Below are 25,966 nucleotides of genomic sequence, written 5' to 3' on the forward strand. Positions count from 1 at the left end.
GGCGAAATAGGTCTGTTATCGTTAGAGGCCCCAAAAACTATGGAAAACTGGGGCTCGGCGCACCCCCCGGAGCAAGCCTCCCTCGGGAAGGACCCGAGCGAACAGCTTCCCCGCCGTGGCTCTCCTTATGAATTTCTCAACACTGTCAAAATGGCATTTGAGGGGCGGTGACTTGGGACACCCCCTCTAAGGGGTGTGTCCTGTCCCGTCCCCTGCCCATCTCCCGGTTTGCCGGGGACGTGAGGGGAAGTGTTTCCTGAAAGTCCCGTCTCTCACAGGATCTCATGGTCGTCCTCCGGCTGCGCCCCGTGGTCATTTTCCGTCAGAACAAAACCCCGATCGCGAAGTGCGATCAATTCTCGGTCTGCAAGGTCCACGCGGGCCTCGCGGAATGTCTTGCGTTTTCCGTTATCAGTTTCCGCCGCAGAGAACTTCGGATCGGCGATACACGCCGCCCGCCACTCATCTTCAGAAACACTACTCTGCCACCGGAGCAAGTCTGTCAGGATTTCGAGTGCGACACGTTTACTTCGGGCCAATGGCTTGCCTGTCTTTTGCAGTTCGGTGGCGTGCTCCTCCACGCAGATCGCGGTCAAGACCGGCTCGCCGTCATCGTCATTTCCCATCTGGACCGTGTCAACGCGAAAGGCCAGTTGCTGATCAGTGCTGCCGTTCCGGTTCTTGGTCGGTCGGACGCAGACCACCTTGCCGTTGCGCTTCAGGTGCAGTGACAGGTCCAACGCGCCGTTCAGGATGGAGTGACCTCGCGGCAGCCCGTCGCCGGCCTTGGTGTCGTGGTGGACAAGCACGACGGCGGCACCCCATCGGGTCAAGCTACGGGCTACAGCAACGACTCGGCCCATCGCCTTCGCCTCGTTCTCTTCTAAGCCTGGGAAGGCAATAGCGAGCGTGTCGATCACAATTAGCACCGGGCGCCGGTCCTCAACAGCGATCAGCAATGCCTTCAGGTCTTCGCTGTTTTCGCTCAATAGATCGGAGACGCCTTCCACCAACCTGAAGGCATCGGCATCACCGTATTGACCTCGGAGTGCCTGAACTCGCGCGCGCATGCCATGGCTATCCTCTGCGGCAACGTAGAAGACGCCGCCCTGTCGGTTCCGGCAGCCGAAGACTTCCGCGCCTTGCGCTATTGCATAGCCCAGATAAGGGGCCAGAAGAGATTTACCCGCACCCGGTGCGCCAATGACAGCGGCAACGTCGCCCTCGCCCAGCAGACCCTTGATAAGATAGTTCCGGGTAGGCAGGGTTTCGCAATCAGTCGGGCTCAGAAATTTCAATCGCGAGGGCGGAAGCCCCAATAGTTCGCGGGCTTCTGCATCCAGCGACCCGTGCCCAGCGGACCGCAAATCAGTCGTCTCGCCAATCTCAACATCCGCGTCAGTCAAGAGCGCAAGCGGGTCGTCCCAACCATGCTCACGCGCTTTCATGAAAAGTGTTTTTTTTGTGATAGAATTACCTTCGAATTTGCCGAATGACCGCCACTTACTCTGGACTTCTTTGATGGAAAAACCATCGTAGCCCGCAGACCATGCCAGAGCGAGAGCAAGCCCCTCTTCCGCGCCGCCGGTTGCGTGATGAACGGCCATTAGGGTTTCAATCCAGTCGCCATAGTAGAGGTCATTGGGCACGACATTCAGTGCATCACGGATCGTGTCTAGATCGCACTCGCCGAGTGCAGATTGTTCCTTCTCGCATTTCTGTTTCGTGAGTGCATGAAAAATTAGCTGAGGGACAGCGGTCAAACAACCAAGTTGAAGATAGTTCAAATCACCCCGTTTTATTCGGTATTCCCCGAAGACCGTCCGGGCACCGGGGGCAAACACGAAGCCGCCTTTTCCGCGTGTGTCGATGCCCGGGGCGATATTGTCTTGTGAAATGCTGAGACCAATCGAGTTCTCAAAATAAAGGTGCTCGCCCCCAGACGGTGTTTCTACAGTGAAAAGCGCATCTTCCGGGTCGAGACCCATAGCCTTGTATGCAGCGGAACCGTCCTTCCCGTCGCGATCATCCAAATCAATCACAAGAAAATCGCCAGTTGGCATCCCCGGAACCGCACTAGGGTTTTCATCCCACCAACTGTTAATCTGGACGGGATCAGTCGAGGCGTCTTTCACCCAAGATTTGACAAGAACCTTGGCTTTCTTCTTGCCGGGCTTTTTCGGGTCGTGGGTCACGTGAACGGGGAATACCCGCAGGTCATGAGCTGCAGCATCTAGGGCCGCTTGTCTGTTCTGGTCATAAACTTGTTGCGCTTGTGCTTTGGTGGTGGTTTTGCTATTTTTATTCAGCATCTTGCTTCCTTTTGGCAGAGGATTGCGGGATCGTTTTTTTTGGATGCCTCCGCCGTTTTTCTCGGCGGGGGTTTTTTGTAATCGTCAAGCGTGATTCATGCTTCAGTTCCTCTCTTGAGGCCCTGTAAAGTTTGACAGTTCACGTGAAAGTCCTTGAAAAACAATAAGACGCTTTCGCCGGGGTTTACACTTCAAGCCATTGATTTAGCTTGAAACTACCAGTTCAGGGTCGCCCACCATCTTCCTCAGATGGTAAAAAAGCGCAACAGGTTGCATAATGTGCAGCGCGCATCAACTTCGTTCGCGAAATTGTATCTCTGGGTGACGTTGCGAGTTTTCATATTAAAAAACGCCCTCGGCATACCAAAGGCGTTTTTTTTGCGATGAAAGAAACCGCGTTACGCAGCGGCTGCTCGTTGCGCTGTGATACGGTCAAACCATTCCAGAATGGCATCTCGTTTCGGCGTGATTTCTTCTGCTCCGCCGTCCGTGAACTCTTGGAACTTTTCCATGTTCAGACCGTTCACGCCAACCAAAACAGGGATGTCCTGCGCCAATGCCTCGGCAATCAAAGGACGAAACCCGCGCCCGTCAGCCTCATGTTTGCCGAACTTGTTGACGATCAACAATTGCGGCTTGTCGGCAAGCGACGCGGTCACATACCCCACAGCCTGTTCCAGCGCGGCTGGGTCCAAACGGCATCCTCGGGATTGCGTGCCCAGTGACTGCGAGATGCGGATGGTGTCACCTTCGGGCAGAACGCGCACGTCCATATCGCATTTGGTGCTGTCAACGCATTCAGTGTTGGTTTGCACAACGCCTGCAAGCCGAGCGCCAGATTTCAACAGTTGTTCAGCAGCTGCGGCCAGCAAAAGATCGGTCGCGCCACGGTCGGTGGTGGTTACATAGCCCAGGTACATTCAGAGACCCTCGTCGTAAAACTGTGACATTCCAGATAGCACGCAAGATACGCTCCGGCCACTCCTTTACCCTAAGGTAAAGGAGAAAGCCCGATCACAGCTGCGTGCAGGTGAAGCAGAACCGCATATGCGGCAAGTGAAACCAGCCAGACCCAAAGGGGTGGCCAGGGATGCGAGGCGCGCGGGGAAAAGCGCGCGGTGTTACGGGACAGGCGAATCCATTCGATGCCCATCTCGCGGGATTTGCGCTGGTCAATCAAGGCCATTCCCATAACCGCGAACCCGGCAAACAGGCCAAACAAGATCACGTGCGCAAGGCTGCCGTTGGCCAGCAGATGCGCCAATGCCCAAAGCATCAGCGCCGCCAGCACCGGATGTCGAGTGGCGCGCAGAACGCCCGGCTTTTCCGGATCGAACGGGCGTCGACCCAATCCACCGAATGAGAACGGATTCTGTATCGCCACACCGGCGGCGGCCAGCCACAAGGCGATGGGCATGACCAACAATGGCACCCAGCGGAAAACAGGCCAAGGTGGGATGACCTCGACATAGGGCGCACGACTGGCCGCGACAATCAGACAGCCCAGAACCAGCAATGACAAAGCCGAAAAAGCTGCGAAATATCCCTTGCGCCCTAACGCTGTGATCAACTGCCCACGCAAGGCGGAACGCGCCGGAATAGCGTGCGTCAGCATGAATGTGATCAGCGCTGCAAGGAATAGGACCCAACCAGTCATCAGAGTCTCCGAACGTGTTGCGCCCGGTTTAGCCCTGTAGGTTGAGACCGTCTTTGTTCGAAATCAAATCAGGCGGGGCGGTCGCGCCGCCCCTGCCCAAAGTTACAGGCCCAGTGCCTTGCGGCGTTCCTCGGCAAAGCCCTGCACCATACGGTCGGCGATCAGCGCCAGAATGGCCATCGCCGCCCCAGCCGAGATGCCAAGCCCCACATCCGCCTGCCCCAGCGCCAGATAGATCGACTGGCCCAGACCGGTGGTGCCGATCAGCGCCGCGATCACCAGCATCGCAAAGGCATAGAGGATCGTCTGGTTCAGCCCCAGCAGGATAGTCGGCGCGGCATAGGGCGCGCGCACGTCTCGCATGATCTGCCACTCGGTCGCGCCGCTGGAGATTGCAGCCTCCATCATTTCCTCGGGTGTGTTTACAAGACCATGGCGGGTGTACCGGATCATCGGCACGATCGCATAGGCGCAGATCGCCAGGAAGGCCGAGAACTCGCCAATCTGGAACACCATCAGAACCGGGATCAGGAACACGAATAGAGGGATCGTTTGCAGCATGTCACAGATCGGGCGGACGATTTTCCATACTGGCGTCCAAACCGCGCTGGCCAGACCGATCAGCCCGCCGACCACAGCACAGGAAAACACCGCCGCACCGCTGAGGTAAAGCGACAGCAAGGCGCGCTCCCACAGGCCCGAGACGAGGATGGTGCACAGCAGCCCCACGGACAGCGCCGCCAGTCGCCAACCACCCGCGACATAGCTGAGGGCAGCAGCCCCCGTCAGGACAAAGGGCCATGGAAGATTCGCAATGCCAGTTTCCAACATGCCGATCAGGATCAGCACAACCAACCCTCCGGTCAGATGCCCGCGCCATGCCATCAGCGCCGCGATCACAGCGGCCACGGCAAAGAGACCGAAGCTCATCCCGGGCGTCCACTGAAAGCCCCACGTGAACGGCAGCACCGCTTGGTCGAGACCAATCCGCAGTGGCAGCAGCACGTAGAACAGCGAGTTGTTCTTGAGCGCATCTAACCACGGACCGTTGGCCTGAGTGAAGGCGGTCAAGCCGCTGTCAATCGCCTCGGCCATCGGATCCAGAAGGGTCAGCTCGGACGGGTTCGGCAGCCACAGCCAGAAGGCCGCAGTGAACAGCACGGTAAAGCCCAGAACCGCCCAGACGACTCGCTGGTCATAGCGTTTGCGTTCGGTGGCGAGCGTGCCGCTCATACGGTCGATGACGACGGCAAACACCACGATCACAAGACCGGCCATCAGGGATTCGCCGAACTGCGCCTTGCGCATGGTCAGCAGAACCTCCCAGCCGATATCGTTGAAGCCACCGATCACGGCCGCGATGATCACCATCGACAAGGCCGCCATCAGGCATTGGTTCACACCGACCATGATCTGCGTTGCCGCTGCCGGGATTTCCACCTGAAACAGCTGCTGGGACCGTGTGCCACCGGACATGATGGCGGCCTCTTTGATCTCGGGCTCGACCCGTTCCAAGCCCAGCATCACGTTGCGCGCCATGGGCGGTGCCGCGTAGATGGCCGACGCGATCAAACCCACCACCGGGCCAAAACCAAAGAGCAGCAGCAAAGGCGTCAGATAAGCGAAGGTCGGCACGGTCTGCATGACGTCCAGCACGGCCTGAACAAAATTTTTCACGCGGGGGATCTCATTGGCCAGAATGCCGATCCCTCCACCCACAACCAGCGCCACTGGGACCGAAACGGCCACCAGCGCCAGAGTGTTCATGCTTTCAGCCCAATAGCCCGAGGCCAGCACGAAGCTGAGGCCGAAGAACCCCAGCGCCGCCATGGGCAGCCCGCCCAGATACCAGCCCAGCGCGGTGACAAGCCCAATCAGGATCGGCCATGGCGTATTTGCCAGAACGAAATTCGCCGCATCCATCGGATAGGTCATCAGGTCGGAAAACAACCGCATCGCCGGTTTGATGCCGTTCAGGAACCAGTCGAGGAAGGCTCCGACCCACTGCGTCGCCGGCAACTCCCATGCGGCGGGCCATTTAACCAGCCACGGGGCAATACCCTCAAGCGCCAGACACAGCGCGCCGACGACAACAGTAATCAGTGCCGCCTTGGCTCCGATCGTCAGGCGCGCCTGTGCAGGGATGTCCGTGATCGCCGTCATGTCTCATCCACCTGCAGCGCCGCAGCCAGATCGGACGGGTGAACCGTGCCGACGATATTGCCCGCCTCATCCCGCACTGGCACCGGTTCGTACAGCTCCATGCAATGCGCCAGCGCGGCGTCCAATGTCATACTGGTTGTCAGACCGGGATCGTCCGGGCCACGCTCGGACTCGTCGCGCATGACCGAGGCAACCTTGGCGTGTTGGCCCTTGGCGACGTCTTTCGAGAATTCGCGTACATAGTCATCAACCGGGCGCAGCACGATATCGGTGGGCGTGCCGATCTGCACGATCTTGCCATCGCGCATGATGGCGATCCGGTCGGCCAGTTTCAGCGCCTCTTGGATATCGTGGGTAATGAAGACGATGGATTTCTTCAACGTCGCCTGTATGCGCAGGAATTCGTCCTGCAACTGACGACGGATCAGGGGATCGAGGGCCGAGAACGGCTCATCCAAAAACCAAATGTCGGGGTTCACGGCAAGACTGCGGGCGATGCCCACACGTTGCCTCTGACCGCCCGATAGCTGCCGTGGGAAGCTGTCTTCGCGCCCCTCAAGGCCGACCAATGAGATCACCTCTTGCGCGCGGGCCAGACGTTCCTTTTTACCAACGCCTTGAACACGCAGCGGATAGGCCACGTTTTCGGCGACGGTCATATGGGGGAAAAGACCGAAATGCTGGAACACCATGCCCAGCTTCTTACGGCGCAGGTCGGTCAGTACCTTCTTGGAGGCTCCGATGACGTTCTCGCCATCCACGCGGATTTCACCGCCCGTACCGGGCAGCAGTTGCGAGATGCAGCGGATCAGCGTCGATTTGCCCGAGCCCGACAGGCCCATGATAACGAAAAGCTCGCCCTCTTTTACCTCGAAATTGGCGTCCTGCACGGCAGGGATGAACCCGCGTTCGCGCAGATCGGAGGCGGCTTTGTCGGAGTCAATCCCTGACCGAGACAGCGCGTCGGTCAGGGCCTTGTCTGCACCGGGGCCAAAGACCTGCCAGAGATTCTGGCAGGCAATGGCTGGCGTTTTAGCTTGCGTCACTTAGGCTGGCTCACTGTGTTGCCGCGTCAACGACCGGACGCCACTTACCTTCGTTCTCAGCCATCCACGCAGCGACGACTTCCTCGACCTTGCCGCCATCGACGTCGATCGCGCCCATCATCGGCTGCTGATCTTCGACCGCCAGCTGATAGTTGGTCAGGATTTCATAAGCTGCGGGCCATTTGTCTTCCATGCCGCTCCAGCTTGCCTTGAAGATACGCGAGGGCGAAAAATCGCAATCATTCACCGCGTTGGGATTGGGGCCCCATGCGGGATCGTTGAAACAGGCTTCTTCACCAACGGGCAGGTCAACAAATTGCACGTCATAGGCCGACATCGCCCAATGCGGTTGCCAGAAGGTAATCAGCAGCGGTGATTTACGCTCGGTCGAGGCGCGCAGCTCGGCGATCAAAGCGCCTTCCGAACCAGCGGGCACGGCTTTGAACGGCAGTTCCAGACCGGTCATACGGTCCGCGCCAGGAGTCCCCCAATCCGCCGGGTAATCGACCAAACGACCACCGGGCAGCGTTTCAGCAGTTGCGAAAACCTGCGCGCAGTCTTTCAGAGCTTCCCATGCGGGCAGACCCGGGCACAGTTCGGCCACGTGGGCAGGATAGGCGATGCCTTCCTTGGCGTTCAGGCCCAGATCACCGATTTCAACAACCGTGCCTTCGTCGACCTTCTTGGCATATTCGTCGGAGACGTTCGACGACCAGATTTCAAGCGTCGCATCGATATCACCATCGGCCAGTGCCTGGAACTGGTTCATCATGCCAGCCGTGACATATTCCACGTTGTACCCTGCGGCTTTCAGCATCTCACCGGCCACATGGGTGGTCACATGCTGACCAGTCCACTCGTTGATCGCCAATTTGATTGGTTCATCCACGGCGCCCATATCGGCCGCAAAAGCCGAGCCCGCAACGGTCATCGTCAAAAGGCTTACACTGAGTTTTTTCATCGACATTCTCCCTGTCTTTTTTGCTTCGCCCGCCCCGGCACAAGCACGCGCCTCGGGGACTGTCTCACGACATTACCATGCCGCAACATGCACAATTAAAGCCGGAAAGGGAAAGCAAACAGTTGGGTCCAGCGCGGAAATCATACGCTCGACCGACCAAAATGTCCCCCGCCTGCCGGCATGCACCGAAAGCCCGCCCCCACGTGTTTTCACATTTCGCTGGGTGCGGACATTGATTGACCAGTCAATCACAAACCAGAATCACCTGATTTGTCGAGTGTTTCTTTCCAATTTTCCAACTTTTTTCCCGAAACGCTTAGGCCTTGCCCTGGATTCGGGGCCTTGAAACCCCGGGCCTGACAAGCAACGTTGATCAGAAAGGACCCCGCTATGCACCATTTTGATGATATCTTTCGGATGGCCGCCGACCGACATGGCGGCGCCGACGCCCTGAATTCGCAGCTCGAGACACCCAGATCCCCTGAAGAACTGGCGGATCTGCCAGAAGACCGCTGGCTATCGGTGATGACCAAATGCATATTTCAGGCCGGTTTCAGTTGGAAAGTGATCGAGTCCAAATGGGACGGGTTTGAGGCTGCGTTCGACGGTTTTGACGTGGGCCGATGCGCATTCATGAACGACGAAAAGTTCGACTCCCTCTTGCAAGATACCCGAATCGTGCGCAACGGCACCAAGATCGCCGCCGTGCGTGACAACGCAGCCTTTCTGCTGGAACTGCGTGAAGAAGGTGGTGCAGGCCGGGTGTTGGGTGGCTGGCCTTCGACCGACTTCGTCGGTCTGCTTGAGATGCTGCGTAAGCGTGGTGCGCGCTTGGGGGGAACCTCGGCGCAGATCGCAATGCGCTTTGCAGGCCGTGACGGCTTCATTCTCTCGCAGGACGTCACCGCACGGTTGATTGCCGAAGGCGTCGTAGACAAAGCGCCGACCTCAAAGAAAGCCATGAGCGCTGTGCAGGCTGCTTTTAATACGTGGATGGATCAATCCGGGCGTTCGCTCACGGAAATCAGCCGCGTTCTGGCTATGAGCGTTTGAAAACAGGTTGCAGGTTGAAGGTCAGGGATTAAGGTCGGAACATGTTGCGCCTCATTTTGATGACGTCTTTGTTGTTTCTTTACTCGTGCGGCCGTCCCCTTACGGAAAACGAGGTCGCCTTTGCAAGCGCTGTTCAGGGCAACACGCTGGACCTAAAGAACGTACGTTTGGTCGAAGGCGCCCCGGTCGTGCCGATCACCTTTTATCGCAAAGACCGTCCGCGCCTGGCCTGCCGCGAGCGTATCCTGCCACCAACCAAGGAAGGCGTGGTCACTGCAAAACCTGCCGCCGTCGCGTTGTTTAACAAAGTCTACTTCACGAAAGACTGGTACCTCGAGGATTATATGTCCGAGTTTCCGGAACAGATGGACCTGATCGCCGCCATGTTGCTGGCCCATGAATTGACCCACGTGTGGCAGTGGCAGAACCGGGAAACCACGGGCTATCACCCATTGCGTGCAGCGGCCGAGCATGGGGGCAATACGGATCCTTATCAATTTGATCTGACGACCTCGCCCGATTTCCTGTCCTACGGGTTCGAGCAGCAGGGCGCTATTGTCGAGGAATACATCTGCTGCCGTGCACTGGACCCAACAGCACCGCGCACGCAACGGCTGCATGAAATGCTGGGACAGCACTTTGACCTAGCAGCGCTGCCCGGCGAACGCCGCGAACGGGATGTGGTGATCCCTTGGGCCGATGCTGAGGTCGAGGGAATTTGCCGTTAAGGCTATTTTGCTTGCAACGTTTGCAGGTACGCCACTAAGTCCACGATTGGCTGGCTTGTTAGAATTGGCTGCCCTTGAGGTGTTTTCATCGAAGTATCCTGACCATCGAAATATGGCCCGTAGACCGGCATAGGGCTGCCGTGACTGATCAAGGGATCGCGCCCGTCAATCCGCGCGACAACACGTGCGACCGGGAAAGTACCATCCGCGCTGGCCAATGTGGTCAAATCCGTCGGCTGGATCACCAGCACCCCGGCCATAGGACCCTGCCCGGTAGCATCAATGCCGTGGCACGTCGCGCAATAGTGCTGGTACAGTTTCGCACCCTCTTGCACATCCTGCGCTATGGCCTGAGACCCCATTGCTAACCCTATCGAAACAAGCCCGAGTACCCGTCTGATCATCGCATCCTCCTGTCACGACTGACATTTGCAGACTTGCTCGTTGGGCAGCTTGGCGCAATGATCCAGATCAACGAAACCATAGGACACGGGCCATGACACAATACGCAGCCATCATGCTGGCCGCCGGAATCGGAGTTCCCATCCTCGCCGCATTGAACGCGGCTTTGGGCAAGATGATCGGTTCCCCCACGACCGCCGCAGTGGTTCTGTTCGCCATCGCCTTTGCATCTTCGGCGGTCGTCATGGTGCTATTTCCGGGGTTCGGAGCCTTATCGAAAATCGCCGGGGCACCAAGACACCTGCTGCTTGCGGGTGTGCTTATCGCCTTCTACGTTCTGTCTATCACCCACGTCGCCCCGCATTTCGGTGTGGGCAACGCGGTGTTCTTCGTGTTGATCGGACAGTTGATCAGCGCCGCTGCCATAGACCATTTCGGCCTGTTCGGTGCGCAAGTCACGCCGCTGACATGGATACGCGCGGGCGGTATTGCCGTGATGGCCGCCGGGGTGGCGATCACTCAACTGGCTTAAGAACGCCCCCATCCAACCGCAGCTTGCGATCCATCCGCGCGGCCAGATCCATATTGTGCGTGGCGATCAGGGCCGAGAGCCCCTCGTCCCGCACCAATGCCATTAGCGCATCGAACACCTGATCCGAGGTCTCGGGGTCGAGATTGCCCGTCGGTTCATCCGCCAACAATACGCGCGGCGCGTTGGCCAGCGCGCGGCAAAAGGCGACCCGCTGTTGCTCGCCCCCAGACAGGGCCGCCGGGCGGTGATCCGCGCGCGCCGCAACACCGACGCGATCCAGCAGCGCCATCGCCCTGTCCTGTGCGGCCTTCTCGGAGACACCATTGGCCAGTTGCGGCAGGGTGATGTTCTCCAGCGCTGTGAACTCGGGCAGTAGATGGTGGAACTGATAGACAAAGCCTACATCCTGCCGCCGCAGCGCGGTGCGGGTGCGGTCGCCTTTGCCTGCGATGCTCTGCCCCGCGATCTCAACGGTGCCGCTATCGGGCGTGTCCAGCAGCCCGGCAATATGCAGCAGCGTCGACTTCCCCGCCCCAGAGGGCGCCACTAGTGCAACTGCCTCGCCCGCGCGTAGGTCCAGATCGACGCCGCGCAGCACCTGCACCTCGCCCGGTGTGCCCTGCAGATAGGTTTTGGTCAGACCGTTCAGCCGCAATGTCACATCACTCATAGCGCAGCGCCTCAACCGGGTTCAGCCGCGCCGCGCGACGGGCCGGAAAATAGGTGACGAAGAAGGACAAGCCAAGCGACAGCCCCACGGCTTTGAGCACATCGGACAGGTGCAATTCGGCTGGCAAAGCATAGATGCCCCGGATCGACGGATCCCAGACTCCACCGCCCATCACGAAATTTACAAAGCTGAAGATCGGGTCGATATAGATCGCAAACAGGCACCCCAGCACCACACCCATCGTGGTGCCGATAATGCCCGTAAATGACCCGCAGATGAAGAACACGCGCAGGACAGACCCTTCGCTGAGGCCAATGGTGCGCAGGATGCCGATATCTCGCCCCTTGTTCTTGACCAGCATGATCAGACCCGAGACGATGTTCATCGCCGCAATCAGTACAAGGATCGACAGGATGATGAACATCACATTGTCCTCGACCTCAAGCGCGCGCAGGAACCCGCCCGAGGCGTCCTGCCATGTCCATATCTGACTGCGTTCGCCTGCTGCTTCCAGGATGGGGATCAGAATGGGTGTCAGATTCTCCGGATCATCCACCATAACTTCGATCTCGTCGGCCACACCTTCCCGGTTAAAGAAGGTCTGCGCCTGTTCGAACGGCATGTAGACACGGGTGCGGTCGATGTCATAGCGCCCGGCCGAAAACACATAAACCACCCGATAGGCGCTGACGCGGGGCGAGGTGCCAAAAGCCGTCTTTACCCCGTTAGGCGAGGTCAGCTTGACTGTATCCCCTACTGTAGCCCCGATACTGCGCGCCACGCCCGAACCGATCGCAATAACGAATTCCTCGTTCTGGAATTCCGACAGATCGCCAACCGCCTGATCGCTTTCGGCGATGCCCGGCAGGTCCAACAAGTCGTCCGGCTGTATCCCAAAAACTTCGACACCGCTGCTGCGGTCGCGGTTGGTGATCAGCACTTGCCCCTTGACCAAAGCTGCCGCCCGTTGAACGCCCGGCACCTGCCCGATCCTGTCAGCCACCTGATCGTAGTTTTCAATGGTCCGATCTACGCGCCCCTGGGCATCAAAATTCCCAGCCGAATAAACCGTCACATGCGCGTTGGCCCCCAGAATGGTGCCGACAAACTCGGCACGGAAACCCGATCGAACTGCCAACGTGGCGATCAGAGCGAACACGGCCAAGGTGATCCCGATCAGCGAGATCCAGGTCATCACGCTGACGCCCCCCTCGGCGCGGCGCGCGCGTAGGTATCGCCAGGCGATTTTCCATTCAAAAGGTGCAAAGGGCGGGGGTGTCTTGGCCATGCCTGCTCCGGTGTTTTTGTTGGACGTGACCCTTTCGGCATTTGGCCAAATGGTCAAGCCGCGCGTTATCCCGACAGGGCTGCGGTTTGCTGCAAAACGGCCTCGGCCCGGTTCCGGTCACAAATGCCGCGCGCCTCAAGCTCGTGAAAGACACGGTCGCGCAAATCCTGGGGCAGGTTTGCGATGGCGCGGTTGTGCAACCCAAGCGTCAAACTGCGCGGGTCATCCAGCCGTCCCAGCAACTGCGTCAGCGCCTCGGTCGAATACGTAGGCCAGAGCCCGATGGCTGTAGACTCCGCCTCTTCGAACCATGGGGCGTAACCGTCGTGGGATTTCAGGCAAAACGCGTTCATCAGCATGAACTCTGAGGGCCGCCTGCGCGACGCGAACAAGGCCTGAACCGAGCCGTAGCGCGCGTTGATTTCGTCCAGCAGAGACAGGACAAGCGACCGGCGCACCGGGTACGGCGTGGCAAAGGTTGTCGTCTTGATCTGCCCCGGATCAGACCGTGGCGCACCTAGGGCATCCAAACTTTGCAGCAGCCAGTTGCGGTGAAAATCACTTTCAATGTCAATGAACGGGATGCGCGCCGCGCCGCCGGGCGTAAAGAACTCTGCCTCATCAAACTGGCGCAGAAACAGGTTCTTGGTGTCCAAAATGACCATATTCTCGGAGGCCGCGACCCGCGCCGCGCCCAGTTTCAGAATCTGTTGATTGCGGTAGCCATTGTTGCCACGCCACCCGCCCTTGCGGATCAGCGGAATGCGAAAGCGGTTCTCGATCAGCACGCGATCCAGCGCCGGGCGTCGCGCACAATGACCCTCCCCCAGTAGAACATCGTCCCCACTGAGGACGCGCACCTTGTCTTGCAGTGCTCCGTAGGCAGGTAGAATCGGCTCGATCCGCTGCCGCAACGCACCCTCATCAACGTCGTTCATGATCACATGGATCGACCCGACCTGCGCCGGATCAACAAACCGGGCGAAGGAAAGGGCCTGAAGTTCCAGCAAAGGAAAGTCCCTGGAATATACAACCGTTGCGAAACTCAGCACCGCGCGGACCTTTTTGCGTTTTTCCGCTCATCTAGCAGCATTTGCCGACCTGTCCAAGCGAACCACACCACGAATCAGTCGTCGGGTCCGGCAAACCGCTGTTCGAGGTAAGGATGATTTAGTCGAACCTCTCAAAACCAAAGGTTGTGATACCGTTCACAGACCAGCGGCGACTGTTTCAGCTATGTAGTCAATGCCGGGTTCGCGTGATTGACTGAACTCAAAATGCAACATTTTCGTTGGAATAATATTTCGCTTTTTGATTATTTTTCGAAACTTTGTCACCCTGACTTTGGGGGAATACAATTTTTAGAGCGGGGGTCGCTCATGAGTATTCGACTAAACAAAGAAAAAGCGGGCGCGATTTCGGCCCGGCAGGCATCAACAGAACTGGATTGCGAAACAGCGGCATTGCTTAGGGCCGCGATACGTCCTTTGTTTGCCAGTGCAGCCAGTTGGAATGGCCTGACAGACATCCTGAAAGACAAAGGCTACCAGCTTGCCTTCCGGCAAGGACGCCTGTGCATTACCGACATCGCAACGGCAAAGCGGGTGTGTGGGCTGAGGTTCCTGGGGCTGGAGTTCCGCGACTTGGTGCAGCGGATGGGACGCCCCATAGTTGTTGCACGCGACAGTGAAACCGGAGACCTGCTGGCCGCCCGACCTTCGGTGAACGGCGCTTAAAAGCTGCGCCAGAACTGGACTGAACGCCGCGTGGCCTTCCACAGGCTGTGGCGCGCCGCCGCTTTGATACCGGCGCATGTTCCCGGTTCGATCAACCGCCCAAGGACCAGTTTCGCGGGCATATGGCCGCGATGGTAGAACCGGCAGAAATCATCCTCGGTCAAGTCACGCGCAGCTTTACGCCCGTCGTAATACTTCATCCAGACCCGCGCATAGTCTCGGGCCGTCACATCCGGGTCACTGCTGGCCCCACGTCCCCAAAACATCGAGATCGGCTCATCCATCCGTTCGCCCTGATACCCGGCCGTGATCATGCGCAGCATCAGGTCATAGTCGGCCGCCACGCGGAATTGCGGATCATGGCCGCCCAGCGCCGCAAACACGTCGCGCCGGATCAGGACTGAGTTATGGCAGAACGGCATCCGTTGCAGGATCGCAGTCAGCGACATGCGCTTTTCGCGGCTTTCCGTCCCGTCCTTGAACCGGCGCAAGGTGGACCCGTACAGGAAGTCGGGCCGGGTCGCGGTCAAACGTTCAGCGGCTATGTTCAGGATGTCATCCGAAGCGAGTGAGTCATCCGAGTTCAGGAACAAAAGGTATTGACCACGCGCGGCCCCTGCCCCCTTGTTCATCGCATCATAGAGGTTGCGGTCCGGTTCGCTGATCACGCGGGTCCGTTCTGCATTGGCAGTGACGTCCTGAAGAAACGGGACGGTGCCATCCGTTGAGGCACCGTCCTGAATAATATGCTCGGCCCTCAAGCAGTTCTGGCGGGCCATGCACGCGATTACCTCGCGAAAGCTATCCTGCCGCCCTTGAGACAGCAGGTTATGCGTCGCCGTGACAACCGAGATCAGCGGCACGTCTGTGTCAGCCGATTTGCTCATAGATCTCGGCGATCTTAGTGACGGCGGCCTCGGGGCTGAGTTCCTCGCTCTCGCCAGTGCGGCGGCAGGTCAGTTCAACCACACCGTTTTTCAACCCGCGCGGACCAACGGTGATGCGCCATGGCAGGCCGATCAGGTCCATGGTGGCGAATTTGCCACCTGCCCGCTCGTTGCGGTCATCATAGAGCGGCTCCAGCCCCAGCGCAGTCAGCGCACCGTAGAGCTTGTCACAGGCCGCATCTGCCTCTTCATCGCCCTGCTTCAGGTTCACGATGCCGCAATGGAACGGGGTTACGCCTTCGGGCCAGATGATGCCCTTATCGTCATGGCTGGCTTCTATGATGGCGCCGATCAGGCGGCTGACGCCGATGCCGTGGCTGCCCATGTGAACGGGCGTCGGCTTGCCATCCGGGCCTTGAACGGTTGCGCCCATCGCCTCGGAATACTTGGTGCCGAAATAGAAGATCTGCCCTACTTCGATCCCACGCGCCACACGGCGGCGATCCTCGGGCACCTGATTGAACAGCGCCTCGTCATGGGTTTCATCGGTGCGCGCATATTTCGAGGTGAACTCTTCCAAGATCGCCTGACATTGCGCGCGGTCGTCGTAGTCGATCTGACGATCACCAAAACTCAGATCGGTGACAGCGCTGTCATAGAAGACCTCGGATTCACCCGTATCGGCCAGCACAAGGAATTCATGCGTGTCGTCGCCACCGATCGGGCCGGAATCGGCGCGCATCGGGATGGCTTGCAGGCCCATACGTTCATAGGTGCGCAGATAGCTGACCAGATGGCGGTTATAAGCGTGCAACGCATCCTCTTTGGTCAGGTCGAAGTTGTAGCCGTCCTTCATATAGAACTCACGCCCCCGCATCACGCCGAAACGCGGGCGGATTTCATCGCGGAACTTCCACTGGATCTGGTACAGGGTCAGCGGCAGGTCTTTGTAGCTGTTGACGTGGCCACGGAAGATATCCGTAACCAGTTCCTCGGCAGTCGGCGTAAACAACATATCCCGGTCATGCCGGTCCTTCATCCGCAGCATCTCCTGACCATAGTCGTCGTAACGCCCGGATTCGCGCCACAGGTCCGCCGATTGGATGATCGGCATCTGGATCGCTATGTGGCCAGCGCGCGCCTGCTCTTCGTGGATGATGTTTTCCAGCTTGCGCAGCACTTTGAAGCCCATCGGCAGCCACGAGTAAATCCCGGCCGAAGCCTGCTTGATCATGCCCGCGCGCAGCATCAGCCGGTGACTGACGATCTGAGCCTCGGAGGGGTTTTCCTTGAGAACGGGCAGAAAGTAACGGCTCAGGCGCATGGGAGGACCTTCAAAGGTGAAAATTTCGCTGCAAGGTGATTATGCCAAAGCCTCGCCGGGGGCAATCACGCAATGGCGTTTTTGCGACCCCTGGCCCGTCGCATTTTTTATTGACCCGCCAGTCAGGAACCTCAAATGTGACAGGAATGTAAAAATGTGAGGCCCCGATGCAGACAATCTCGGAACCCGCCCGTCAAATTCCTGTTGTTCACCAGACGGATGTTCTGGTCGTGGGCTCTGGCCCCGCCGGGTTGGCCGCCGCTTTGGCCGCCGCGCGCGCCGGGGCCGAAGTGTCACTGGTTGACCGCTTTGGCTGCATGGGCGGCAATATCACCGCCGTGGGGGTAGAGGGGTTCGCATGGTATCGCCACGAACAAACGGTCGAGGCAGGCGGCATCGGCATGGAGTTTGAGACCCGCGCCAAGGACATGGGCGCGGCGGTGCCGGAAAGCCAGTCGCTGAGTTATGAGCTGGACAGCGAGGGGTTCAAGCTGGTCGCCGACAAACTGGTCGAAGAGGCGGGTGTGCATCCGATGCTGCACCGTCAGTTCGTGGCCCCGATCATGGACGGCAACCGGATCACCGGCATCATAACCGAATCCAAAGCGGGCCGCGAGGCGATTCTGGCCCGCGTGGTGATCGACGCCACCGGCGACGCAGATGTCGCCCACCGCGCCGGTGCCCCGACGCACAAAACCGCGCGCGAGGATATGATGGCGGCCTCGGTCATGTTCCATCTGGCCGGTGTCGACAAGCGCGCGTTTATGGAGGGCGTCAAGGCCGATCCGCAGACCTACAAGGACTGGGGCGGCGGCGGTGAGTGGAATATCGAGACCTCGGGGAAAGAGGATGACATGTTCTCGCCCTTCGTTCACAAGCCCTTCCAACAGGCGATTGATGCAGGGATGATCCCGCCGCACCTGAACACCATCGCAGGCACGTGGGGTGCGATGCATGATACGGGTGAGCTGACCTATATGAACCTCATCCATCTGGCCGAGATTGACGGCACCGATCCCGACAGCTTGACGCGGGGCGAGATCGAGGGCCGCCGTCAGTCGATGCTGGCCATTGAGGCGCTGCGCCGTTTCATGCCGGGCTGCGAAAACGCGCGGCTGCGAAATTTCGGCATGACCATCGGTATCCGTGACACACGCAAGATCGACGCGGTCTACAACATGACCGAGGATGACGCCCGCCATCAGGGCCGGTTCGAAGATACGATCGGCATCTACCCCGAATTCATTGACGGCTATGGCATCCTGATCCTACCCACCACGGGGCGGTATATGCAGGTGCCCTATCGTTCGATGCTCCCCAAGGGAATCAAAGGGTTGCTGGTCGCGGGCCGCTCCCACGGAGCCGACAAAGTGGCCCATGCCGCCACACGCAACATGGCCTGCTGCGCTGTCATGGGCCAAGGCGCAGGCATCGCCGCTGCGCTATCGTTGAAAAGCAATCAGGAGGTCGACACGATGAACCTCGCCCCCGTCCACAAAGAACTCGACCGTCAGGGCGTGCGGATTCACTGATGCAGCATATCCCGACCATCGACATCACCCCCCTGCGCGACTCGGCCCACCCGGACTATGCTCGCACCGTCCAGCAGATCATGGACGCCTGCACTAGGGTCGGTTTTTTGTCGATCACCGGCACGGGCATTGCCCCCGAGACGGCAGACGCCGTGCGCGCCTGCGTGCGCGATATTTTTGCAGTCGAGGAAAGCGCCAAATGGGATCAGGCGATCACGCGCGAGAACTATCGTGGATATATCCCAATGGGGTTCTTCACGCCCAATGACGGATCAGGTAAGGCCGACAAATACGAGGGCTACAAGCTGCACTATGACGTGGCCCCCGATGCACCGATCCGGCTGGACTGCGCGCTTTATGGCCCGAACCTCTGGCCAAAGGGCGTGGATGGCGCGCGTGACACGATACTGGGCTATTGGTCGCGACTGGACACGGTGGCAGATCACCTGCTGGGCGCGCTAGAGGTCGGCCTGGCCCTGCCTGCGCGCGCCCTGCGCGATGCCTTTGTCGATCCAATGACCAACATGACCCTGCTGCATTACCCGCCGCAGGCACCGGATGAGGGTGGATATGGTATCCACCCGCACAAGGATACCGACGCCCTGACCATCATCGCCCCCGACCCCGTCGGCGGGCTGGAGGTTCAGACCCGCGAAGGCGGCTGGATCACGCCGGACTGCCCTCCTGGCGGGTTTGTCGTGAATATCGGTGACATGCTAGAGCTTTGGTCCGGTGGACGCCTGAAATCCACGCCACACCGGGTTGTCAACCGATCTTGGCAAGAACGCTATTCCTTCCCATATTTCGCTGTACCTCGTCATGATGTTGTTGTGCGTCCGCTGCTGGAGCCTTTGGACGGATTCGACCGCCCTTCGGTCCATTGCGGCCATTGGTCGGCCGAGATATGGCGCACCAACTGGCCAGATGAACATGCCGATGAGGCGACGCCGGAACTGGGAACGCTTGCCGATTGAGGGGCAGAAATCCACAGCCCCATGAACCGCTTGCATCGCCGCGCCGCATACGCCAAGAACATATGCAAGAACCGGCAACAAGGGGACGGGCATGGCGCTGCCAGTGAAGGACCAACTCAGATACTGGGGCATTGCCGCTGTTGTCTTCGTGTTCCTGATGTGGGCGCTGGGCGATGTGCTTTTGCCTTTCGTAATTGGCGGTGCGATTGCCTATTTTCTTGACCCGGTTGCCGACCGGCTGGAAAATCTGGGGCTGTCACGCATGGCGGCAACCGCGATTATAACCGTTGTCGGAGTTCTGGGCTTTGTCCTGATGATCCTGATGGTCGTGCCCGCGCTGGTCACGCAGCTGATTGACCTTGTCGAGTTCATGCCCAGCCTGATCAAACAGCTGCGCGGGTTTGTCGAGCAACAATTCCCCTCGCTGCTGGACCGCGAATCCAGCTCGCACCAATTCCTTGTCTCGCTGGGCGAGACGCTGCAATCCAAAACCGGGGATGTGCTGCAATCGGTGGCGGCGTCGCTGGGATCCGCGATCAATGTGGTGGTGCTGCTGGTGATCGTCCCCGTTGTCGCTGTCTATCTGCTGTTGGACTGGGACCGTATGATCGCCCGTGTCGGAGAGCTGTTGCCCCGCGACCACGCCCCCACCATAAAGCGCCTGGCCAGCGAGATTGACGCCGTTTTGGCCTCGTTCGTGCGCGGTATGGGGACGGTCTGCCTGATCCTTGGCACCTATTATGCCGTGGCGCTGATGGCGGTGGGCCTGCAGTTTGGCCTGATCGTGGGCTTTATCGCCGGGCTCGTGACCTTCATCCCCTATCTGGGCGCACTGATCGGCGGATCGCTGGCAATCGGGCTGGCCCTGTTTCAGTTCTGGGGCGACTGGGCGCAGATCGGGCTGGTCGCCGGGATCTTCGCGCTGGGACAAGTGACCGAGGGCAATTTCCTGACCCCCAAGCTGGTGGGCAGTTCGGTAGGTTTGCACCCTGTCTGGCTTTTGCTGGCTTTATCGGTGTTTGGCGCCATGTTCGGATTTGTCGGGATGCTGGTGGCGGTTCCGGTCGCGGCGGCACTGGGTGTTGTGGCCCGGTTCATGACCTCTCTTTATCTGGACAGCCGCTTGTATACGGGCCTTGAAGGGCTTCAACAGGACGACGAATAAATGCCCCGCCAACTGAGCTTTGACCTGCCGGCCAAAACCGCCTTGGGCCGCGAGGATTTCTTTGTCTCGCCTGCCAATGCGCTGGCGGTGGCGATGATTTCTGCGACCTCGTGGCCCGGCAATAAGCTGGTGCTAAGCGGCCCGGCGGGCGCGGGAAAGACTCACCTGGCCCATGTCTGGGCGGCTGAGACAGGAGGCCGGATTATTCAGGCCCGTGATCTGCGCTATGACGATGTACCCGCACTGGCCAGCACGCCGATTGCTGTGGAAGACGTGCCGATGATCGCCGGTGATCCCGACCTCCAAAAGACGTTGTTCCATTTGCACAACTTGACGCTGGCGGAAGGCAACGCTCTGTTGATGACAGGGCGCATGGCTCCGAAGTTCTGGGAACTGCCGCTGCCTGACCTTCAAAGCCGGATCGAGGGGGCACACCACGTAGCACTGGACCCGCCAGACGACGCCCTTTTGGGGGCGGTTCTGGCTAAACTGTTTCTGGACCGACAGCTTAACCCGGGCCCCGAGGTGATATCCTACCTTGTGAAACACATGGATCGTAGGTTCGAGACAGCCGCAAATGTTGTCGCGCAGTTGGATTTGGTGGCTTTGACTGAAAAACGTGACATCACCCGCTCGCTGGCTGTGCGTGTCCTAAACTCGGACGCAGATGATGTCGCATCTGACGATTGACCCAAACCCGACGATTTCGCATTCTAAGCACGGAATATCTGGAAGAGACATGGATCAGACCGTCGACACAGACATCCCCGACTGGGGGCCTTTCGGAAAACCGCTATTCGACAACCCCGAGGCCCGCGCCCTGTCGCGTGTCGGAGTGGTCGACGTTGGATCGAACTCGGTCCGAATGGTTATCTTTGACGGTGCAGCACGGTCGCCAGCCTATTTCTACAACGAAAAAGTTATGTGCGAACTGGGCGCAGGCCTGTCCGAGACCGGGCGTCTGAACCCACGCGGACGGGAACGCGCATTGGCTGCCCTGCGTCGGTTTGCACAACTGGCCCAGGATTTGGGGCTGCCGGGCCTGCATGTTGTCGCGACGGCTGCGGTGCGCGAAGCCACAGATGGGCCTGCCTTCTGCAAAGAGGTTTTTGCCGAAACTGGCCTGACCGTCTCGGTTATCGACGGCGGTGAAGAGGCGCGCCTGTCTGCGCAAGGCGTCCTGTTGGGCTGGCCCGGAGCCTATGGCTTGATCTGCGACATCGGCGGGTCTTCGATGGAACTGGCCGAGATCGGAGGCGGCGATGTGGGCCGCCGCGTGACATCGGCCCTTGGTCCGCTCAAGCTGCGCGATATCAAAGGTGGGCGACGGGCGCGCAAAGCACATATCAAAGCCACGATGGAAGAGCTGCGCGATCAAATGGGGCCGCAGCGTGACCGGCTGTTTCTGGTCGGTGGCAGTTGGCGTGCTTTTGCACGGTTGGACATGTTGCGCCGGGGCTATCCGCTGAACGTGCTGCATGAATACCGCATGACCACCAAACAGGTTCACGAGACAATAAAATTCATTGAAAAGGGCGACCCGGACAAGCTGCGAAGCCTTGCTGGTGTGTCTGGCTCTCGTATGGCGTTGATGCCCTTTGCGATGGATGTACTGGCCCGTTTGGTGCGGACGTTCAAACCTAAGGATATCGCGATCTCAAGCTATGGCATCCGTGAAGGCTTGCTATACGAACAGATGCCGCAAATCCTGCGCGACCGCGATCCATTGATCGAAGCCAGTCGATTTTATGAGGCGAAAGATGCTCGCTTGCCCGGGTTCAGCAAACACTTGTTTGACTTCGTGATGCCCTTGTTCAAATCCGCCCCCGACGCACGGGTGCGTCTGATCAAGGCGGCTTGCCTGCTGCATGATGTAAGTTGGCGCGCGCATCCCGACTACCGGGCCGAGACCTGCTTTGACTATGTCACACGCGCCAATTTGGGGGGCCTAAAACACTCCGAGCGGGTATTCATCGGGCTTGCCCTGCAGCACCGATACCGCAACAAGCGCGAAGATAACCGGTTTGCACCGCTTTATGACCTGTTAGATGAAAGCGGCCAGAAACAGGCCGAGATTCTGGGCAAAGCCATGCGGTTCGGCGCGATGCTTTGGATGCAGAACGACGCCACGATGGGTAAGTTGCGCTTTTATCCAAAAAAGCGACAGCTTGAACTGTTTTTGCCTGAAACCGCTGCCTCGCTCTTCAGCGAAGTGGCCCAAGCGCGCCTGAATTCACTGGCGTCTGCACTGAGGTCGGAAACCCGCGTTGTGATCAAAGGCTGAGCCTTAGATATCAATCTCACCTTCCGGCGCGTCCTGCGGCTGTACCGGTTCGATTTCGGGTGTTTCAGGCTTTTTGCGGATAATGATATCGCCATTGGGCAGGATTTCCGGGACCTCATAGGTGCTCCAGTCCTCGATCTCGGCAGCCAGATCCGCAAGCGCTGGACCCATCTCGGCCATGAAAGACTGCATCGCTGGTCCAAACTGATCAGCCAGCCCCAGCAATTCATCGAACGCTGGTTCCATTTCCTTTCGCAGCCCTTCAAAGAACAGTTCGGCGCCTTGCTCCATCAGCGACGGGCCGCTGTCATCTTCAGCGTGGGCCGGGTGGGTCAAGGCTGCGGAAATCGCGCAGATCGTGATGAAATGTCTCATACTGGCAATATAGAGCCATCAGGCCGGTCATGTAAGGTCACAGATCAATATCCAGTGTGACGGGGAAATGATCGGATGCGGTCAAAAGCGCTTGATGCAAGTCCGTCACAGCCAGGCAGGCCGGGTCATGAAAAGGATGCCAGATGCGCCATTGCGGACTGCACGCCCGCAATTCCTCGCTGATCATGATGTAGTCCAGTAGAGCCTCAAGATACTCACCTTCGGTCGGGCGCGCAAAGCGCGCCGTCGAATACAAACTACCCGGTTGATCCGCATAGGCCTCGACCGCGTGAGGGTCGAACAGGCCCGCTTGCAACAAAATCTCGACCGAGGATCGGCCAAACAGGTTTTCAAACTCATCCAGCCCCGGTCCATCGTTCAGATCGCCCATCAGGATCACGGGTTCTGCCGCGTCTAAATGGGCCCCTACCCGCCGCGACAGCCACACCGCCTGAGCCAATTGCTTGCGTCGATTGGCGATCGAGATTCGTATAGCCTCGTCCCGGTTTTCGGCCCCATGAGGGGCTTTTGATTTCAGATGCGCGCCGATCAGACGAAAGCGCCCACCCGCCGGTGTCCGCACCAATAGCTCCATCGGAGGCTTTGAAAACCGAACGCGGTCTTCGGTCGCGTCGATGTCGAGGTCAATATGAAACACGCCGTCAAACCGCGGGGCGTTCTTGTCACCCGTCCCCTTCGGGTCGTGATTTACTGCCATGGCCATCGGGTCATACATCAGCGACAGTTCCTGATGCGTGTCGTTGGCAAAACCCATCACCGCGTGACTGGTGCGCAGATCAAATGCTTCGGCAAAACGCTGCAACGCGCGCACGGTGTTCTGGGTCTTACCGGTGTTAGGCGCTTCGACTATGAGCATCGCGTCCGCATCTACGGCCGTCAAAACTTTGGCAATCGCCTCAACCTGTTCCGCCTTGGTGATGTTGTGCCTGCCGGACCAACTGTCGTCGACAATCAGCCTGTCCTGACGATCAAAAAGATTGGCGAACCATTCGATATTGTAGGTCGCCAGCCGCATTGCGGTCAGGCCCGAGCGCCGTTGATCTCATCCCATGCGCGGTTGATGTCGATCATCTTTTTCTCGGCCAGTCGGATCGCCTCTTCGGGGACGCCACGCGCCATCATCGCGTCGGGGTGGGTTTCGCGCACCAATTGCCGCCAGACCTTTCGGATATCAAGTAGTGGCATATCTCGCGGAACACCCAACACAATGTAGGGATCATTAGGCGCATCCGGGACAAACCGCGCACGCAAGGCCAGAAACTGCGCCTCGGTCTGGCCAAAGATGCGGCTGACCTCTTCCAGGAACTCGTTTTCGTTAGGGTGGTAGAACCCATCGGCCATGGCGATGTGGAACAGCCCCTCCATCAGGTCGCAGAAGGTGGTGCTGTCATCGGCAAACATCCCCGCGATCTTGCGGGCATATTCCTGATACCCCGCAACGTCGGTTCGGGCCATGTCGAACACACGGGCGGCGTCTGCCTCATCTTCGCGCGCGATCTGAAAGACATCACGAAATGCGGTGACTTCATCGCGGGTTACTTGCCCATCGGCCTTGGCCATCTTGGCGCCCAGCGCGATCACTGCGATCGTAAAGGCCACCGACCGTTCAGGCGGCGTACGCAGCTTTTCGAAAACAGCAGTCAGGCTTTCGCCCTTGGCAAGCGCGCTTAGCGCATCGGATATGCGAGTCCAGATCGACATGAGCGCACCCTAGCCTTTGAAAACGCCGGTGTCAGGTGCGACGAGTGGCTTGGGGGCAAGAATTTTCTGCATCAGCACAAGATCCAGCCGTTTGCCCCATTTGTATCCTACTTCGGGCATCCGTCCGACATGTTGGAACCCAAGCGCTGCGTGAAACGCCTCAGCCCCCGGATTGGCCGAAGAGATGCCGGCGACCAACACATGAACGCCCTCATGCCGCGCGACTTCTTCCAGTGCAGCCATCAGGGCCCTCCCCGCGCCTTTGCCGCGTGCTTGCTCTGATAGCTGAACAGAATGCTCGCGGCATTGGGCATATCCGGGGCCGGATCGGAACGGGCCATAGGTGGCAAATCCCTGAACCAAAGCGGCGTCTTCAACCACCAGATAGGCGCGGTCCCGTTGTCGGATATCCTCTGCAATGCTGTCGGTGTTGCGTTCAGCCGTCGTAAAGGTGATCAGTGTGTCCCGAATGATAGTATTCGCAATGTCCGCGATTGCCTTGGCATCCGCCACCTGAGCCTGACGAATTTTCATTCCAACACGCGCGGTCCATGCGGTGTCTCAAACTCGGCCCGCAATGCCGCAGCACCGCTGTCGAAAACCACGCCCTCCATCTGGCCCAACAGTTTCGCAAGCTCCAGACCTTCCGGATGCGAGACCACCAAGCGGCGCAATCGGCAACCGCTTTGCGTTAACATCCGCGCCGGGTGCAGATCGCCATGCCATTGAATAAGAGCCGGAAACAGGTTGTCGAAAGGCAAACGACCACTCGGTGGGACCGCCATCTGCCACCGCAACGCACCTCGGGCCAAGTCGATTGGATGTCCAACACCATCGGGGAACACATCCAGCGCCGCGTCAATACTCGGCACCTGGCAAATCCAATTGGTCAAACGCGGAGGGCCCTCGAACCGATCCAGATCGAACCAGCGTGTTCGCTCGGGATTGGGTGCGGCCGGGTCGATTGCAATGGCTTCGAGATACAGCCCATCGGCCAACCCTAGAAGACGATTATGTGTTCCGAAGGCTTCGTGTTTGCCGCCCTCCTGCAGGGTCACACCCAGCGCGTCTTCGATATGGGCTGCAGCCTCCTCAACGGTTTCGCCTGAGACGGCCAGATGATCCAGTAACATGAGTGCCTCCAACGTAGTGCGA

25 protein-coding genes and 1 pseudogene are annotated in these 25,966 nt (G+C 58.9%); 9 read left to right on the top strand and 17 right to left on the bottom strand.

The features are described 5' to 3' along the window. Window positions 1–272 precede the first annotated feature (272 nt). The 6 genes from GOW48_RS09140 to GOW48_RS09165 all read right to left on the bottom strand — a co-directional run bounded on the left by GOW48_RS09140 (window position 273) and on the right by GOW48_RS09165 (window position 8,139). Window positions 273–2,312, bottom strand: a complete 2,040-nt coding sequence (locus GOW48_RS09140) for an AAA family ATPase (protein WP_170352516.1) — start codon at window positions 2,310–2,312, stop codon at window positions 273–275. Window positions 2,313–2,710: 398 nt separating this feature from the next. Beyond that, window positions 2,711–3,232 carry a DUF2478 domain-containing protein gene (locus GOW48_RS09145; RefSeq protein ID WP_170753115.1) on the bottom strand — a complete coding sequence of 174 codons (522 nt, stop codon included), beginning with the start codon at window positions 3,230–3,232 and terminating at the stop codon, window positions 2,711–2,713. 71 nt (window positions 3,233–3,303) lie between these two features. Continuing rightward, window positions 3,304–3,969 carry an NnrU family protein gene (locus GOW48_RS09150; protein WP_170753117.1) on the bottom strand — a complete coding sequence of 222 codons (666 nt, stop codon included), beginning with the start codon at window positions 3,967–3,969 and terminating at the stop codon, window positions 3,304–3,306. Between the two features lie 102 nt (window positions 3,970–4,071). Beyond that, window positions 4,072–6,132, bottom strand: a complete 2,061-nt coding sequence (locus GOW48_RS09155; protein WP_170753119.1) for an ABC transporter permease — start codon at window positions 6,130–6,132, stop codon at window positions 4,072–4,074. After that, window positions 6,129–7,178 (bottom strand): quaternary amine ABC transporter ATP-binding protein, encoded by a 1,050-nt coding sequence (locus GOW48_RS09160; RefSeq protein WP_170753121.1) that lies wholly within the window; start codon window positions 7,176–7,178, stop codon window positions 6,129–6,131. Before GOW48_RS09160 ends, GOW48_RS09155 begins: the two co-directional genes overlap by 4 nt. Window positions 7,179–7,188: 10 nt before the next feature. Then, window positions 7,189–8,139, bottom strand: coding sequence for an ABC transporter substrate-binding protein (locus tag GOW48_RS09165; protein WP_170753123.1), 951 nt, complete (start codon window positions 8,137–8,139; stop codon window positions 7,189–7,191). 390 nt (window positions 8,140–8,529) lie between these two features. On the opposite strand from GOW48_RS09165, the gene GOW48_RS09170 reads away from it, so the two are divergent. After that, window positions 8,530–9,192: a DNA-3-methyladenine glycosylase I gene (locus GOW48_RS09170; RefSeq protein WP_170753125.1), complete on the top strand. Its 663-nt coding sequence runs from the start codon at window positions 8,530–8,532 to the stop codon at window positions 9,190–9,192. A 41-nt stretch (window positions 9,193–9,233) separates the two neighbouring features. Continuing rightward, the gene (locus GOW48_RS09175) at window positions 9,234–9,920 is read left to right on the top strand and encodes a hypothetical protein (RefSeq protein ID WP_170352509.1); all 687 of its coding nucleotides are present in this window, start codon (window positions 9,234–9,236) and stop codon (window positions 9,918–9,920) included. Between the two features lie 2 nt (window positions 9,921–9,922). Here GOW48_RS09175 and GOW48_RS09180 read toward each other — a convergent pair whose 3' ends face one another. Beyond that, a complete protein-coding gene (locus GOW48_RS09180) occupies window positions 9,923–10,324 on the bottom strand; it encodes a c-type cytochrome (protein WP_170753127.1) in 402 nt (133 codons plus the stop codon). Between the two features lie 92 nt (window positions 10,325–10,416). Between GOW48_RS09180 and GOW48_RS09185 the strand changes: the two genes are divergently transcribed. Next, the gene (locus tag GOW48_RS09185; protein ID WP_170352507.1) at window positions 10,417–10,854 is read left to right on the top strand and encodes a DMT family transporter; all 438 of its coding nucleotides are present in this window, start codon (window positions 10,417–10,419) and stop codon (window positions 10,852–10,854) included. Here GOW48_RS09185 and GOW48_RS09190 read toward each other — a convergent pair. From GOW48_RS09190 to GOW48_RS09200, 3 genes and pseudogenes are all read right to left on the bottom strand, one after another. Continuing rightward, entirely contained in the window at window positions 10,838–11,524 is a 687-nt protein-coding gene (locus tag GOW48_RS09190) for an ABC transporter ATP-binding protein (protein WP_170753129.1), read from the bottom strand. The genes GOW48_RS09185 and GOW48_RS09190 overlap by 17 nt on opposite strands. Then, on the bottom strand, window positions 11,517–12,812 hold the full coding sequence (locus GOW48_RS09195; RefSeq protein WP_170753131.1) for a lipoprotein-releasing ABC transporter permease subunit: 1,296 nt from the start codon (window positions 12,810–12,812) through the stop codon (window positions 11,517–11,519). Before GOW48_RS09195 ends, GOW48_RS09190 begins: the two co-directional genes overlap by 8 nt. 65 nt (window positions 12,813–12,877) lie before the next feature. Further along, window positions 12,878–13,867 (bottom strand): annotated as a pseudogene (locus GOW48_RS09200) (DUF6492 family protein); the annotation flags it as partial. Window positions 13,868–14,191: 324 nt separating this feature from the next. Here GOW48_RS09200 and GOW48_RS09205 point away from each other — a divergent pair. Beyond that, entirely contained in the window at window positions 14,192–14,548 is a 357-nt protein-coding gene (locus tag GOW48_RS09205; RefSeq protein WP_170753135.1) for a hypothetical protein, read from the top strand. Here GOW48_RS09205 and GOW48_RS09210 read toward each other — a convergent pair. Both GOW48_RS09210 and proS read right to left on the bottom strand, forming a co-directional pair. Then, window positions 14,545–15,435 carry a glycosyltransferase family 2 protein gene (locus GOW48_RS09210; RefSeq protein ID WP_170753137.1) on the bottom strand — a complete coding sequence of 297 codons (891 nt, stop codon included), beginning with the start codon at window positions 15,433–15,435 and terminating at the stop codon, window positions 14,545–14,547. The two genes, GOW48_RS09205 and GOW48_RS09210, sit on opposite strands and share 4 nt — an antisense overlap. After that, window positions 15,419–16,759 carry a proline--tRNA ligase gene (gene proS, locus GOW48_RS09215; RefSeq protein ID WP_170753139.1) on the bottom strand — a complete coding sequence of 447 codons (1,341 nt, stop codon included), beginning with the start codon at window positions 16,757–16,759 and terminating at the stop codon, window positions 15,419–15,421. Before proS ends, GOW48_RS09210 begins: the two co-directional genes overlap by 17 nt. A 167-nt stretch (window positions 16,760–16,926) precedes the next feature. Between proS and GOW48_RS09220 the strand changes: the two genes are divergently transcribed. The 5 genes from GOW48_RS09220 to GOW48_RS09240 all read left to right on the top strand — a co-directional run bounded on the left by GOW48_RS09220 (window position 16,927) and on the right by GOW48_RS09240 (window position 22,714). Continuing rightward, complete coding sequence (locus tag GOW48_RS09220; RefSeq protein ID WP_170753141.1) at window positions 16,927–18,291, top strand: FAD-dependent oxidoreductase; 1,365 nt, start codon at window positions 16,927–16,929, stop codon at window positions 18,289–18,291. Then, complete coding sequence (locus GOW48_RS09225; RefSeq protein WP_170753142.1) at window positions 18,291–19,265, top strand: isopenicillin N synthase family dioxygenase; 975 nt, start codon at window positions 18,291–18,293, stop codon at window positions 19,263–19,265. Before GOW48_RS09220 ends, GOW48_RS09225 begins: the two co-directional genes overlap by 1 nt. Before the next feature lie 91 nt (window positions 19,266–19,356). Beyond that, window positions 19,357–20,430, top strand: a complete 1,074-nt coding sequence (locus tag GOW48_RS09230; RefSeq protein WP_170352498.1) for an AI-2E family transporter — start codon at window positions 19,357–19,359, stop codon at window positions 20,428–20,430. Beyond that, entirely contained in the window at window positions 20,431–21,120 is a 690-nt protein-coding gene (locus tag GOW48_RS09235; protein WP_170753144.1) for a P-loop NTPase family protein, read from the top strand. Window positions 21,121–21,169: 49 nt separating this feature from the next. Further along, entirely contained in the window at window positions 21,170–22,714 is a 1,545-nt protein-coding gene (locus tag GOW48_RS09240) for a Ppx/GppA family phosphatase (RefSeq protein ID WP_170753146.1), read from the top strand. A gap of 3 nt (window positions 22,715–22,717) precedes the next feature. Here GOW48_RS09240 and GOW48_RS09245 read toward each other — a convergent pair whose 3' ends face one another. From GOW48_RS09245 to GOW48_RS09265, 5 genes are read right to left on the bottom strand one after another with little or no spacing between them, the layout of a single operon-like run. Continuing rightward, window positions 22,718–23,089, bottom strand: a complete 372-nt coding sequence (locus GOW48_RS09245) for a hypothetical protein (protein WP_170753148.1) — start codon at window positions 23,087–23,089, stop codon at window positions 22,718–22,720. A 37-nt stretch (window positions 23,090–23,126) separates the two neighbouring features. After that, window positions 23,127–24,125, bottom strand: coding sequence for an endonuclease/exonuclease/phosphatase family protein (locus tag GOW48_RS09250; RefSeq protein WP_170753150.1), 999 nt, complete (start codon window positions 24,123–24,125; stop codon window positions 23,127–23,129). Between the two features lie 5 nt (window positions 24,126–24,130). Then, a complete protein-coding gene (locus GOW48_RS09255; protein WP_170352493.1) occupies window positions 24,131–24,811 on the bottom strand; it encodes a molecular chaperone DjiA in 681 nt (226 codons plus the stop codon). Window positions 24,812–24,820: 9 nt separating this feature from the next. After that, entirely contained in the window at window positions 24,821–25,345 is a 525-nt protein-coding gene (locus GOW48_RS09260; protein ID WP_170753152.1) for a GNAT family N-acetyltransferase, read from the bottom strand. After that, window positions 25,342–25,944 carry a VOC family protein gene (locus tag GOW48_RS09265; RefSeq protein WP_170753154.1) on the bottom strand — a complete coding sequence of 201 codons (603 nt, stop codon included), beginning with the start codon at window positions 25,942–25,944 and terminating at the stop codon, window positions 25,342–25,344. Before GOW48_RS09265 ends, GOW48_RS09260 begins: the two co-directional genes overlap by 4 nt. Window positions 25,945–25,966 lie beyond the last annotated feature (22 nt).

The sequence above is a fragment of the Ruegeria lacuscaerulensis genome, assembly GCF_013033355.1.
Classification (GTDB): domain Bacteria; phylum Pseudomonadota; class Alphaproteobacteria; order Rhodobacterales; family Rhodobacteraceae; genus Ruegeria; species Ruegeria lacuscaerulensis_A.